Origin of the sequence: Aureibaculum luteum (assembly GCF_003449015.1) — a bacterium.
Taxonomy (GTDB): domain Bacteria; phylum Bacteroidota; class Bacteroidia; order Flavobacteriales; family Flavobacteriaceae; genus Aureibaculum; species Aureibaculum luteum.
The window spans coordinates 342,104-355,496 of sequence record NZ_QRGD01000005.1 but is presented as its reverse complement, the minus strand read 5'-3'; the positions used below and the strand labels follow the sequence as shown (position 1 = coordinate 355,496).

The window sequence follows — 13,393 nt, the reverse complement described above, 5'->3', positions numbered from 1 at the left end:
CGATGAATCTATTTACGTTAGACATAAATTGCGACGTGGGCGAAGGGGTAGATAATGAAGTGGAGCTTATGCCGATGATTAGTAGTTGTAGTATTGCTTGTGGCGGTCACGCCGGAGATAGTGCTACGATAAAAGAGGTGATACGTCTGGCGTTATTACATCGTGTGCATATTGGTGCACACCCTTCCTATCCTGATAAAGCGAATTTTGGACGAAAAGTGATGGAAATTCCTTTTGTGAAATTGCAACAAAGTCTTGAAGATCAGATAAATGCTATTCATGTTGAGTTGAGGAAGTCAGTAGCGACAATGAATCATGTCAAAGCTCATGGGGCATTGTATAACAAAGCTGCTATTGACGCTGAAACCGCTCAATGTCTTATCAATGCGGTTAAAAATACGACCAAAGATGTGTGGCTTTATGCTCCTTATGGCTCTGTTTTGGCAGAAATGGCACTAGAACAGGGGTTGAAAGTGCGTTATGAAGCGTTTATCGATAGAAATTACAATGCAGATTTAACCTTAGTTTCACGATCAGAGCCTAACGCCGTGATTCTTGATGCTAAGAAAGTACTCAAACATTTGTTAAGAATGGTTACCAAGCAAAAGGTGAAAACTATCGATGGGGGTATGGTGAAAATCAAAGCTAAAACCTATTGTATTCATGGTGATAATAGTAACGCACTTCGCATACTAAAATACCTCTCAAGAAAATTACCTAACTTCGGAATTAAAATTGGCTAAATGAGTGCATTCAGACTGACATATAAATGCTATGGAAAAAGTGCGATTCTAATCGAATGGCCGTCTAAAATTGATAAAAAAATATGCGAAGATGTTATTTTATTCAAAAATAAAATCTTAAATAATAGCTCTAAAGAAGTAGTTCAAGTAATCAACACATATTCCTCATTAACAATTATGTATGATAGTACTATAAATATTATCTATGACGATATTTTGGACTTAAAATCGCTCTATCAGCAAGAAATTGACAGTGAAATCACTAAAAAATATAGGTGGGAAATTCCTGTTTGTTATGATGCTCAATTTGGGATTGATTTAGAAGAGGTAGGGTCTGAAAATGAACTTACCAATCGTGAGATTATTGATCTGCATTTGTCTCCCATTTATACTGTTTATTTCATTGGTTTTTTGCCGGGATTTTTATACTTGGGTGGTCTCGATAAAAGACTGCATATTCCAAGGAAGTCAAACCCTAGATTACGTGTTGAAAAAGGAGCTGTAGCTATAGGCGGTGTTCAAACTGGAATTTACCCATCAATTAGTGCGGGAGGCTGGTATGTTATAGGTAATTCGCCTATTTCATTTTTTAATGTGAAAGCAAAAGAGCCCTGTTTTGCGAAAGCTAGTGATGAAATTCAATTTAAATCCATAGGATTATCGGAATATAATAAGATACAATCTGAAGTTGTAAAAGGAAAATATAAACTTAAAAAAACCGAAATATGATACGCGTAATTGCTCCGGGATTTTTTACTAGTATTCAAGATCTAGGTCGTTTTGGTTATGCAGATATTGGTGTTCCTAACGCTGGTGTAATGGATCGGTATTCGGCTCAGCTAGCGAATCAGATTATTGGTAATTTACCATCTGATGCACTTATAGAAATTGCTTTAGGTAAGACTATATTGTTATTTGAAAAACAAATAGTTATAAGTGTTTGTGGTGCTGATTTTTCTGCTAAATTAAATGAAAAGCCAATCGATTTAAACAGGTCGATATTGGTGTCAAAAAAAGATGTTTTAACTTTTGATAAACCTATTTATGGAGCCCGTGCTTACGTCGCTGTGAAAGGTGGGATTCAAACCGATATAGTGTTGGGTAGTCGAAGTTTTTATCGTGGCGTTACGCAACAAGGGTTGCTGAAAAAAGAGGATGTTTTACCTATAGAAAAGGGGGGCAATACGAAGGCACAAAAGAATGCGAGTGTAAAAATTGAGATGGAGCATTTTACAGATAGAAACTTGTTGGTATATCCCGGTCCTGAATATGAATTGTTGAGTTTTAAACAGAAAACGCAATTAAGAACTGTTTTGTTTTCTATTTCTAGTGATAATAACCGAATGGGCTATCGTTTAGAAGGGGTTATTGAAAATGAGTTACCCTCCATGTTAACATCTGCGGTGTTACCTGGAACGGTCCAGTTAACGCCTTCTGGTAGGTTTATTATCTTAATGCGAGATTGCCAAGTTACGGGTGGTTATCCTAGGGTATTGCAATTGAGTGAAATGGCCATTAACAAATTAGCACAAAAACCTACAGGAGATAAAATTCAATTTAAATTAGAGGTTTAGCGATTGTTTTCATATTTCTATTGACTTCATTATTTCTTCCATCTTTTTTAGATAAATTTGACGTTTTTAATGGGTGGTTCAATCAGCCTATGCAAAATTATTAATATAAATTAAAATATTTTTTACATGAAAATAGTAATAAAGTTAGCGGTATTATTGATGGTAAGCGTTTTATTTTTATCAATGATACCTAGTGATGTTGTTGTAGAAAAAAGTAAGGATGATTCTTCGAAAAAGAAATTTTCTTTTGCCGCATGGGGTGATATTGGAAAGGGGACCAAGGAAGAGCAAATGGCAAAGATGAAACAATTGGCAGATGCAGGGTTAACTGATCTTTTGCCTGGAGCAGGCAATGATAGGCTTAAAGAGCTGATTAAGATGGGAAAAAAATATGGGGTAAGAATACATGCTTGGCATTGGATGATGAATGTTGGTGGTAATGCTGAGTGTAAAAAGCACCCAGATTGGTATTCTGTAAATAGCTTAGGGCAAAATTGTTTAGACTACCACCCTTATGTTGGTTATTATAGTTTTTTAAGTCCATTTTCTCCGGGTGCACGTGATTTTATAAAAAAAGGTGTTCGAGAGAAAGCAAAAATAAAGGGCTTGGCCTCTGTGCATTTTGATTATATACGATATGTAGATGTTATACTTGGGGCAGATTTACAAAAGAAATATAAAGATAATGGAGAGCCTTTGGTGCAAGACAGAATACTTCCGCAATATGATTTTGGATATCATCCTCTGGCTAGAAGAGAATTTAAAGATAAATTTGGTACTGATCCCATTGATTTAGATGATAAAGAAGAAAACCCGGCTTGGCAACAATTCCGAATGAATGCTATTTCTACTTTAGTTGATGAATGTGTTGAAATTTGCCATGAGGAAGGTACTAAGGCGTCGGCAGCTGTTTTTCCTTTTCCTCAGCTGGCTCGTGAATATGTAAGACAAGATTGGGGGCATTGGAATTTAGATACTTTTTATCCTATGATTTATAAAAAAGATCATCAGGGTAATGTGAATTGGGTTGGTTTTGCAACTAAAGAAGGGGTGCGTGACTTAGATGCTGGTCAAGAACTAATAACAGGAATTCTGGTTGGTCATTATGGCAACAATTATGCTGATTTTGAAGAGGCAATTGTTCAGGCACATGACAACGGAGCTAAAGGAATTGCCTTTTTTATGGCGAATTCGCTTGATGACAAACATCTCGCTATCATCAAAAAGTATGATACAAAATATAATAAATAGAACGTCAAAAATCTTTTAAAATTGAACTCCTAAGCGGTTCAGTTCTTGAGTTAATTGTTGAGCATTGTGGAAATGAATGCCGATAATACCTAAGGATTGAGCCGCTTTTACATTATCTAAGTTATCATCAATAAAAACAGCCTTTTCAGGTGTTATGGTATATCTATCTAAGATTATTTCATAGATTTTGGCAAAAGGTTTTCTTGTTTTTTCAGTACCAGATACTACAATACCCTTAAAGTCTTGCAAGAAATCATATCGCTCTAGAGCTACAGGGAACGTTTCTGCACTCCAATTGGTTAAAGCATACAATTGTGTGCTATTTGCTTTTTTGAGCTTATTTAACACGTTTACGGAGTCTTTTATTGGGCCACCCAACATATCTGCCCATCTGTCATAATAAATTCGAATCCATGCTTCGTATTGCGGGTATTGTTTAATTAAGAGTTCTGTGCCATCCTTTAGCGAACGTCCTGCATCGTGTGCTACATTCCAGTCCATAGTGCAGATTTCGTTCAAAAACCAATCTACCTTTACTTCATCGCCATCAAATACTTCTCGATATACATATTTGGGATTCCAATCTATCAAAACGCCGCCTAGGTCGAAGATTATAGTATCTATTTTGTTCATCTTTAATCTAGTTTTATGACTTTACCATTTGTGTTGTAAAGATACCTGTTTTGATTCTTGTTAAAAGTACTGTCTGCAAAACTTTGCTGTTTTTTTTCTAATGGATAACTAATATTAGCCATGTCTAACAGGGTATTAAAAGTATTGATAGACGATATTTTAAGATGTTGATTTCTTTTTAAATCAGCTACTTTTTGAGTGTAGTTTTTGTTGTATTTATCTGAAGTCCATATTATTAATGGGATTTCAAACTCATATTTTGTGGGTTTTACATAACCGTGAAGTAATTTGTTTTTGTCATCATCATATAAATTTTCACCATGGTCGGAAATATAATATACAAACGAATTTGATCTCTTTTTTTTAAGTTGTTCAATAAAATTATGCAAAACAAAATCTGTATAAAGTATGGAATTATCGTAGCTGTTAATCAGAGCTTGTTTGTTCGAAAGACTTGTTGTGCTTTCAAGAGAAAGACCTCTAGTTAATGCTGGTTTAAATTGATTAAAAGTTTCTGGGTATCGGTAATTATACCTAAAATGACTTCCGATAGTGTGAATTACTATAAATTTTTTAGAATTGCTAGTGTCTTGTAAAATTGAATCTAAAACGGGAAATATTGTGTCATCATAAGTTGCGGCATCTAAAGAAATGGCAGTATTTTTATAAACATCGGCCAAACTTGAGTAAAATCCAAATACACTACCAACGCCTATGGATTGGTTTGTAATCCAATAGGTTTTAAAACCAGCTTCTTTAAAAGCATTAATTACAGCGGGTTCGTTAAATTTAGCCTCTAAATTATTTGGTGTAGCTCTAGTTAGAATAAAAGGAATACTTATTGAAGTTAAGTTTGCGGCTGAACTTACATTTGTAAAAGGAATTACATTTTTAATGGTATCTAAGTATGGGGTGGTTTTTCTTGAATAGTTGTATACGCTAAAATTATGTTTTCTAGCAGTTTCACCTATCACTAAAACATAAATTTCAGACTCTTTTAGTGTGTCATTTTTTACAGCACCAAACTTAAAATCTTTAATGTTTTGTTTGTACGCTTTCCTTTTCTTAATGCCGTTTGATACACTATTTAATTTCATCACAATATCTAATGGAAAAACTTTACCGAATTGAACATTCAATGAAAAGTTTGCTAGACCCATAGTTTCAGACCAATTGTCGTGTAATGTACGAGCTGCATTTATGTTTCTAATATATAAAATTCCAATTATTACAATTGAAAGTATTCCGATAGCGATCTTTTGCTTTTTGAAAAGTTTGAACTCTTTTTTAAGCTTAGTATTTAACCAGACTATTATAAAAAGAAAGATAATTGTATATAAAACAATTTGTAAATTTCCTTTAATGAGCTCGGATACTTCATGGTAATTGGTTAAAAATAATAAATTTATTGATTCTTCTGATGAAGGAGCTTTATAATAGTAAATCATTGAAAGCTCAAAAATGATTAAAGGAAAGAGAATTATTGTAAGCCATCCAAAATATTTTGGCTTTAAAAAGGCTAAAGGGAGGCTAATTAAAATACCGCATAAAATAAAGAACACAATTTTTTTTAGTCCCGAAGCGACAACGGAATCTTCTCCTATTAAGATCAATAGAAGGTTGGGTAACATTACAATTAACCATAGTAATGCCAAATAGAAATATTGTTTTTTACGATTCATTTTTCTGACCTGCCGCCATCAAAAAGGCTTTGATAAAACCATCTAAATCACCATCCATCACAGCATCTACATTTCCAGTTTCATGACCTGTACGTACGTCTTTTACCAATTTATAAGGGTGCATAACGTAATTTCGAATCTGAGAACCAAAATCAATTTTCATTTTATTCGATTCTATTTCATCACGTTTTTCACGTTGCTTTTGTAATTCAATTTCGTAGAGTTGCGATTTTAACATCACCATGGCTTTGTCACGATTCTCCAATTGTGAACGTGTTTCAGAATTGTGAATTACAATTCCTGTAGGGTGGTGGGTTAAAATAGCTTTGGTTTCTACTTTATTTACATTTTGACCACCAGCACCACTTGACCTGGCAAAATCCCATGATATATCAGCGGGATTAATTTCAATTTGAATACTATCATCCGCTAGAGGATATACGTAAACTGAAGCAAATGAGGTGTGACGTTTCGCATTACTATCAAAAGGGGAAATTCTAACGAGTCTATGTACCCCGTTTTCACCTTTTAAATAACCAAAAGCGAAGTCGCCATCAATTTCTATAGTTACGGTTTTTATTCCAGCTACATCACCACTTTGAAGGTTGAGTTCTTTTACTTTAAAACCTTGTTTTTCGCTCCACATTAAATACATTCGCATTAACATTTCGGCCCAGTCACAACTTTCCGTTCCGCCGGCACCCGCAGTCACTTGTAATACGGCACTTAAATTATCACCTTCGTCAGAAAGCATGTTTTTAAACTCTAAACCTTCCAATAGGCTGTTTGCCTTATGGTAGCTTTTCATGATTTCTTCTTCAGAAGATTCACCCTCTTTATAAAAATCAAATAGAATTTGCAGTTCTTCTCCATGCGTAATCAGTAGATTGTAATCTTCTACCCATTTTTTCTTTTCACGTAAAGATTTCATCAATACTTCAGCGGTTCTTGGGTTATTCCAAAAATCGGGATTAGAAGCTTTTTCCTCTTCATTACTAATTTCAATCAATTTCTGATCGATATTTAGGTAATCTTTGAGCTTGATTATTCGCTCGTCAATATCTTTTATGGTTTCTTGTGTAATCATAAGTAAAACAAAATTAAACTAAAAAATGAGATTAGATAATTTAAGTAGCTTGAATTTGTGTATTTAAATTAGTAGTTTTAACCAAAATATCTAACCCATGAAAAAATCAACTTTAGCCTTGCTCTTATTCTTATTTTTTCAATTTGGTCATGCTCAATTCTTTAAAGATAGCGAGAATGTAACTAAATATGAAGGCTATTTGAATTTCTATTATGATGAAGGTGAGGATAAGATCTACTTAGAAATAAAAGAATTAAACAAAGAATTTTTATATGTAAACGCGTTGTCTGAAGGTATAGGTTCTAACGATATTGGTCTAGATAGAGGGCAATTGGGAGATGGTGTTGTGGTGAAATTTAAAAAAGCGGGGAATAAAATTTTATTAATTCAGCCAAATTTATCATATAGGGCTATAACGGATAATGTAGAGGAAAGAAAGTCTATTGAAGAGGCTTTTGCAAAATCGGTGTTATTTGGATTTGTGATTAAAGAAGAGAAAAAGAAGAGCTATTTGGTAGATGCTACCAATTTTTTAATGCGAGATGCTCATGGTGTGGCCAATAGATTACAGCGGAATGCTCAAGGGAATTACAGTTTAGATAAAAGCCGCAGTGCTTTTAATTTAGAGCGTACCAAGGCTTTTCCGAAGAACGTGGAATTTGATGTAATGTTAACTTTTAAGGGGACTGCTAAGGGATTTAATATAAGAAGTGTTACGCCAGATGCTTCGTCAGTTACAGTGGGTCAACATCATTCATTTGTTGAGTTGCCAGATAATGATTATAAAACGAGAAAGTACGATCCACGTTCGGGTTCTTATCCGATGAGTTATATGGATTATGCAACACCTGTAAATGAGTCTATTGTAAAACGATTTATCTACCGTCACCGATTAGAAAAAAAAGACCCTAATATAGCTGTAAGTGAAGCTATAGAGCCTATTGTGTATTATTTGGATCGTGGAGCTCCTGAACCTGTTCGGTCGGCGTTGTTAGAAGGTGCTAGTTGGTGGAATGAGGCTTTTGAAGCAATTGGTTATAAAAATGCTTTTCAAGTTAAAATGCTTCCAGAAGGTGCAGATCCATTAGATTTGAGATATAACGTAATTCAGTGGGTGCATCGTTCTACCCGTGGTTGGAGTTATGGTGGTAGTATTTCTGACCCTAGAACGGGAGAAATTTTAAAAGGCCATGTAAGTCTAGGTTCTTTGCGTATTCGTCAAGATTTTTTAATTGCACAGGCCTTGCAAGCTCCATATGCTACTAATAACACCGATGATAATTTTGCATTGGAAATGGCATTGGCAAGAATTCGTCAATTGGCAGCTCATGAAGTGGGGCACACCATTGGTTTTGCTCATAATTTTGCGGCAAGTACAAAAAATAGAGGTTCAGTAATGGACTATCCACATCCACAACTTAAATTAAAAGAAGGAAAGATAGATTTTTCAGATGCTTATGCAGTTGGTATTGGCGACTGGGATAAAGTTACTGTAGCTTATTCGTATCAGGATTTTCCCAATGGGCAAAAAGAAGAGGATATGTTGCCGCAGATATTAAATAATGCATTTATGAATGGAATGCGATATATTTCAGATCAAGATGCGAGACCTGCAGGTAGTGCACATGCTTATGCTCATTTGTGGGATAATGGATCTGATCCAGCTAATGAATTGCTTGAGGTATTGAAAATAAGAAAGAAGGCAATTGCTAATTTTTCTAAGGATAATATAAAATCAAAAGAACCTTATTCTGTGTTAGAGGATGTTTTTGTACCCTTGTATTTTTTCCATCGTTATCAAACCGAGGCCACTGCTAAAATGATTGGTGGATTGGATTATAGTTATGCTGTAAAGGGAGGTAATTTGCAAATAGTAAAAAGAGTAAGTGGGGTTATTGGACGTAAAGCTTTAGATAATTTATTAAAAACAATAGCAGTAGAAAACCTTGCGATTCCCGAAAAGTTATTGAATTTGTTTCCACCAAGAGCTATGGGGTATGGTAGAAGTAGAGAATCTTTTAAAAGTAAAAATGGGGTTTCTTTTGACCCTTTTGGAGCCGTAGAAACCGCTTCAGAAATGACCTTGAGCTTTTTATTCCATCCGCAAAGAGCTTCACGTTTAGTGCAGCATAAAAGTTTGGATGCTTCACAATTGGGACTTATTGAAGTAATTGATGAAGTGATAAAAGAGACCTTTAAGAAACAACATGAAAATACATATCATCAGGAGTTGCAAAATATAGTGAATGCACAAGTATTGAATCAGCTATTTGCTTTAGCTGCACATGAAGATAATTACCCACAAGTAAATGCCATAGTTAACACAAAACTTAATGAGCTTGAAAGTTGGTTGAACTCGTCAAAAACAACCGAACTTCAAAAAATGATAAACACCCAGTTTGTAAATAATATCGAAAAATTTAAAAAGATCCCTGCTAATTTTAAAAAGATAAAAGCACCAAAAATTCCTGATGGTTCACCCATTGGGATGGAGTAGTGACTTTCATTATTAGAATATAAATCCCTCTTTTTTTATAAAAAGGATGCGACAAGAGGATAGGGTGTAATTAACTAAAACAATTAATAAAAATGCAAATAAATTTATTATCAGATACAGTTACTAAACCAACTGAAGGAATGTTAAAAGCCATGTTCAACGCTGAGGTTGGCGATGATGTTTTTAACGCTGATCCAACTGTAAATCAACTACAAGAAAAAATAGCAAGACTTTTTGGAATGGAAGCTGCTTTATTTTTTCCATCAGGAACAATGGCAAATCAAGTGGCTGTTAAAATACATACCCAACCTGGTGAACAACTTATTTGCGATAAATGGAGTCATGTTTATAATTATGAAGGCGGTGGGGTATCTTTTAACTCCGGAGTGTCCTGTAATTTGATTGATGGTGATAGAGGCATGTTTACAGCCGAGCAACTCATGGAAAAAGTGAGTAACAGAGAAGATATTCACCAAGCAATTTCAACGTTGGTAACCATAGAAAACACAGCGAATAAAGCAGGTGGTGCGTGTTGGAATCTAAAAGAGCTTAAAAAAATTAAACAGGTTTGTCAACAACAAGACTTGGCGATGCATTTGGACGGAGCAAGGTTATACAATGCGTTAATAGCTAAAAAAGAACGACCACAACAATACGGAATTATGTTTGATACCATTTCCATTTGCTTATCAAAAGGATTAGGCTGTCCAGTGGGTTCATTGCTTTTAGGTTCAAATGAACATATTAAAAAAGCGTTGCGTTATAGAAAAACAATGGGCGGTGGCATGCGTCAAATTGGTTATTTAGCAGCGGCTGGAATCTATGCCTTAGATAATCATGTAGACCGTTTAGTGGAAGATCATAACAATGCGAAAAAGGTTGGAGCTGCTCTTGAGGCTTCCAGCTATATCAAAAAAGTAGAACCTGTAGAAACTAACATTGTTATTTTTTATACTAATGATGATATTGATGATACTGATTTTGTAAATAATTTAGCATCAGAAAATATTTTAATTACAGGAATGGGACAAGGTAAATTGCGAATGGTATTTCATTTAGATATTACTAATGAAATGGTTGAACATGTAGTACAGGTATTGCAAAAATAAAAATGAAGCATTAAGCCAAGCATTAGGCATCGCGTCTGTTTGCAATATTTTTAAAAATAAAATCTAAAAATTGGTGAAACGGCTGAAGAATAAATAGTCTTATCGCTATCGTATAAAACGTCAAAACGAAGTCCTGCAGAAAAATTACCCATTCGGTAAGCAGCACCTAGATACAATGACGGATAGTCAAAATTTGTTTTATCAAAGGCAATTTTTTGGGTTACAAACAAATGCTCGTACTCCACTGAAAACTGTAAATTTGGTATCGGATTAATTAAGGTTATAAGCCCTGCACCATACACATTCGATTTTACGTCTCTGTATTTAGAGTATAAGTAACTCAAGCCTGGACCAGCGGCAACGTATTGATTGAAGTTGTAAATAGCACTTGGCGAAATAGAAAGGGTAGTGTAATTATTACTGAAATTTACTCCTAAACCACCACCAAATTGAACATTATCCCAAAAATTAGGTTTATCGTCATTTTGTGAAAATATACACGCAGATGTTAATAGAAAACAAACTATAAGTATCTTTTTCATAGTATTTTAAATTATTTTTACGAAAATAGCGAAATAATTGAACTAATGAATACGTAGTTACATTATTTCAAAAAATCATTCAAATGGATGATGATGATGATGATGATAAATTGAATAATTTAAATCTACCATTAATCTACCATTAATCTGCCATGCATCGCCTCTTTTTTTAAATTTAAATAATATAACAAAATGAAAATACTAGCCGAACTAATCTTAATCGTATTTACAACATTAGCATCTGCTCAAAGCGATGTTTCAAAAACACTAACAGAAATTGCTGCGGCTCCTTCAGCTGACCGCATTGAAAAAGATGTACGAACGCTTGTCAATTTTGGAACACGCCATACGTTGTCAGATACAGTTTCAAAAACAAGAGGTATTGGTGCTGCCCGACGGTGGATAAAGTCAGAATTTGATAATATATCTAAAGCATGTGATGATTGTTTAGAAGTTAGTTATCAGCGTAATTTAGTCCCAAAAGATAATAGACGAATTGTTAAAGATACATATGTTGTAAATGTATTGGCCACTCAACGAGGTACAAAATACCCTAACAGCTATATAATTATGTCTGGTGATATAGACTCCCGTGTTTCAGATGCTAATAATTTTACTTCAGATTCACCTGGAGCTAATGATAATGCCTCGGGTATGGCAGGAACTATTGAAGCAGCGAGGGTGTTGAGTACATATAGATTTCCAGTTTCTATTATTTATGTGGGACTCTCAGGGGAAGAACAAGGTTTATTTGGTGGACAACACATGGCAAAAGTGGCAAAAGAAGAGGGATGGAATATTGTTGGCGTTATAAACAATGATATGATTGGTAATATAAAAGGTATTGATGGTGTAATTGATAATAGTACATTTCGCGTTTTTTCTGAGGCAATTTCTATGGCTACAACAGATAAACAAAGAGCCGTTATGCGTTATTATGGTGGTGAGGTAGATGGACCATCGCGGCAATTGGCAAGGTATATTGATAAAATCACAGATGATTATATGACTAATTTGGATGCTATTATGATCTATAGATTGGATAGGTTTGGGAGAGGTGGACATCATAGACCTTTCAATGATGCAGGTTTTACAGGTGTTCGCATAATGGAAATACACGAAAATTATAATCAACAGCACCAAGATATTCGTACAGAAAATGGTATTGAATATGGAGATGTAATTGAATCTGTTAATTTTGATTATGCTTCAAAATTGACGGCTGTTAATGCGTTGACTTTAGCTTCATTGGCTTCGGCACCGTTAGCTCCGAAAAATGTGAAAATTGGTGGGGCAGTGCAACCCTCAACACGTTTACAATGGGATGAAGTTAAAGATGATCATTTAATGGGGTATAAAATTTATTGGCGAGACACTACTTCGCCCCAATGGCAACACAGTCGGTTTGTAGGTAAAGTAACAGCGTATACATTAAAGAATATAGTGATAGATAATTATTTATTTGGTGTTGCAAGTATTGGAAAAAACGGTGCAGAAAGTTTAGTGCAATTTCCAAATAAATTGATTGAGAGAGACTAATGTTAAAGTTTTCTTAAGTCTGTAATATTATTACTATTGCTTCGTCTTACATATAAAATAAAGTATATGATTCCTAAGAGTGTTTTTTTGATTTTGACAATAAGTCTTTTTTCTTGTAATATGAAAGCAGATGAGGATAGCGAAAATACAACAGTGGCTATAACTGAAGAGATTGGTGATGGTCATGAATTGGCAACTTTTGGTAATGGATGTTTTTGGTGTACAGAAGCCATTTTTCAGCAATTAGAAGGTGTAAGTAAGGTTGAGTCAGCATATGCTGGTGGTGAGGTGAAGAATCCGTCTTATAAAGAAGTAAGTTCAGGTTCTACAGGTCATGCCGAAGTGCTTCGTGTAGTTTTTGATCCTAAAGTTATTTCATATACGGAATTGTTAGAAGTGTTTTTTAGTACACACGATCCAACAACATTGAATAGGCAAGGAGCAGATGTTGGTACACAATATCGATCCGCTATTTTTTATCATAATGAAGAGCAGAAGAAAACTGCAGAAGCGATGATTGAGGCCTTGGAGGAAGAAAATATATTTGATGATCCTATTGTAACAGAAATAACTGCGTTGAATAATTATTATCCGGCAGAAGATTATCATCAAAATTATTACAACAATAATAAAACCCAAGGGTATTGTAGAGCGGTTATCAACCCTAAGTTAGAAAAATTTAAAAAGCAATATAAAGATAAGCTTAAAAAAGGTTAAAGAGTTGGTTGATTTTTGG

General features: G+C 34.5%; 12 protein-coding genes. 8 read left to right on the top strand and 4 right to left on the bottom strand.

The genetic code is table 11. The features are described from left to right. The first annotated feature begins 2 nt into the window (after nt 1–2). The 4 genes from pxpA (at nt 3) to D3P13_RS13765 (ending at nt 3,568) form a co-directional block, all read left to right on the top strand. Nucleotides 3–743, top strand: coding sequence for a 5-oxoprolinase subunit PxpA (pxpA, locus tag D3P13_RS13780; protein ID WP_117883402.1), 741 nt, complete (start codon nt 3–5; stop codon nt 741–743). After that, complete coding sequence (gene pxpB / locus D3P13_RS13775; RefSeq protein ID WP_117883399.1) at nt 744–1,472, top strand: 5-oxoprolinase subunit PxpB; 729 nt, start codon at nt 744–746, stop codon at nt 1,470–1,472. After that, entirely contained in the window at nt 1,469–2,317 is an 849-nt protein-coding gene (locus D3P13_RS13770; protein WP_117883397.1) for a 5-oxoprolinase subunit C family protein, read from the top strand. Before pxpB ends, D3P13_RS13770 begins: the two co-directional genes overlap by 4 nt. Nucleotides 2,318–2,443: 126 nt before the next feature. Further along, on the top strand, nt 2,444–3,568 hold the full coding sequence (locus D3P13_RS13765; protein ID WP_117883394.1) for a family 10 glycosylhydrolase: 1,125 nt from the start codon (nt 2,444–2,446) through the stop codon (nt 3,566–3,568). A 15-nt stretch (nt 3,569–3,583) separates the two neighbouring features. Here D3P13_RS13765 and D3P13_RS13760 read toward each other — a convergent pair whose 3' ends face one another. Genes D3P13_RS13760 through prfB form a run of 3 tightly spaced genes read right to left on the bottom strand, consistent with a single transcriptional unit; the run spans nt 3,584 to nt 6,970 of the window. Further along, the gene (locus tag D3P13_RS13760; RefSeq protein ID WP_117883392.1) at nt 3,584–4,201 is read right to left on the bottom strand and encodes an HAD family hydrolase; all 618 of its coding nucleotides are present in this window, start codon (nt 4,199–4,201) and stop codon (nt 3,584–3,586) included. A gap of 2 nt (nt 4,202–4,203) precedes the next feature. After that, nucleotides 4,204–5,883 (bottom strand): phosphoethanolamine transferase, encoded by a 1,680-nt coding sequence (locus D3P13_RS13755; RefSeq protein WP_117883390.1) that lies wholly within the window; start codon nt 5,881–5,883, stop codon nt 4,204–4,206. After that, nucleotides 5,873–6,970, bottom strand: coding sequence for a peptide chain release factor 2 (prfB, locus tag D3P13_RS13750; protein ID WP_117883388.1), 1,098 nt, complete (start codon nt 6,968–6,970; stop codon nt 5,873–5,875). Before prfB ends, D3P13_RS13755 begins: the two co-directional genes overlap by 11 nt. Before the next feature lie 97 nt (nt 6,971–7,067). Here prfB and D3P13_RS13745 point away from each other — a divergent pair, with 97 nt between their 5' ends. Then, the gene (locus tag D3P13_RS13745) at nt 7,068–9,467 is read left to right on the top strand and encodes a zinc-dependent metalloprotease (protein ID WP_117883387.1); all 2,400 of its coding nucleotides are present in this window, start codon (nt 7,068–7,070) and stop codon (nt 9,465–9,467) included. A 92-nt stretch (nt 9,468–9,559) separates the two neighbouring features. Beyond that, complete coding sequence (locus D3P13_RS13740) at nt 9,560–10,576, top strand: threonine aldolase family protein (RefSeq protein WP_117883385.1); 1,017 nt, start codon at nt 9,560–9,562, stop codon at nt 10,574–10,576. Between the two features lie 50 nt (nt 10,577–10,626). Here D3P13_RS13740 and D3P13_RS13735 read toward each other — a convergent pair whose 3' ends face one another. After that, nucleotides 10,627–11,118: a hypothetical protein gene (locus tag D3P13_RS13735; protein ID WP_117883383.1), complete on the bottom strand. Its 492-nt coding sequence runs from the start codon at nt 11,116–11,118 to the stop codon at nt 10,627–10,629. Between the two features lie 192 nt (nt 11,119–11,310). On the opposite strand from D3P13_RS13735, the gene D3P13_RS13730 reads away from it, so the two are divergent. Together D3P13_RS13730 and msrA are read left to right on the top strand one after the other, a co-directional pair. Continuing rightward, nucleotides 11,311–12,657, top strand: coding sequence for a M28 family peptidase (locus D3P13_RS13730; RefSeq protein WP_117883381.1), 1,347 nt, complete (start codon nt 11,311–11,313; stop codon nt 12,655–12,657). Between the two features lie 66 nt (nt 12,658–12,723). Then, nucleotides 12,724–13,374 carry a peptide-methionine (S)-S-oxide reductase MsrA gene (gene msrA / locus D3P13_RS13725; RefSeq protein WP_117883379.1) on the top strand — a complete coding sequence of 217 codons (651 nt, stop codon included), beginning with the start codon at nt 12,724–12,726 and terminating at the stop codon, nt 13,372–13,374. Nucleotides 13,375–13,393 lie beyond the last annotated feature (19 nt).

Coding starts and splice junctions, on each gene's coding strand:
- D3P13_RS13765 (WP_117883394.1), top strand. CDS start 2,444: ATGAAAATAGTAATAAAGTTAGCGGTATTATTGATGGTAAGCGTTTTA.
- D3P13_RS13770 (WP_117883397.1), top strand. CDS start 1,469: ATGATACGCGTAATTGCTCCGGGATTTTTTACTAGTATTCAAGATCTA.
- D3P13_RS13740 (WP_117883385.1), top strand. CDS start 9,560: ATGCAAATAAATTTATTATCAGATACAGTTACTAAACCAACTGAAGGA.
- D3P13_RS13760 (WP_117883392.1), bottom strand. CDS start 4,201: ATGAACAAAATAGATACTATAATCTTCGACCTAGGCGGCGTTTTGATA.
- pxpA (WP_117883402.1), top strand. CDS start 3: ATGAATCTATTTACGTTAGACATAAATTGCGACGTGGGCGAAGGGGTA.
- msrA (WP_117883379.1), top strand. CDS start 12,724: ATGATTCCTAAGAGTGTTTTTTTGATTTTGACAATAAGTCTTTTTTCT.
- D3P13_RS13730 (WP_117883381.1), top strand. CDS start 11,311: ATGAAAATACTAGCCGAACTAATCTTAATCGTATTTACAACATTAGCA.
- D3P13_RS13755 (WP_117883390.1), bottom strand. CDS start 5,883: ATGAATCGTAAAAAACAATATTTCTATTTGGCATTACTATGGTTAATT.
- pxpB (WP_117883399.1), top strand. CDS start 744: ATGAGTGCATTCAGACTGACATATAAATGCTATGGAAAAAGTGCGATT.
- D3P13_RS13745 (WP_117883387.1), top strand. CDS start 7,068: ATGAAAAAATCAACTTTAGCCTTGCTCTTATTCTTATTTTTTCAATTT.
- prfB (WP_117883388.1), bottom strand. CDS start 6,970: ATGATTACACAAGAAACCATAAAAGATATTGACGAGCGAATAATCAAG.
- D3P13_RS13735 (WP_117883383.1), bottom strand. CDS start 11,118: ATGAAAAAGATACTTATAGTTTGTTTTCTATTAACATCTGCGTGTATA.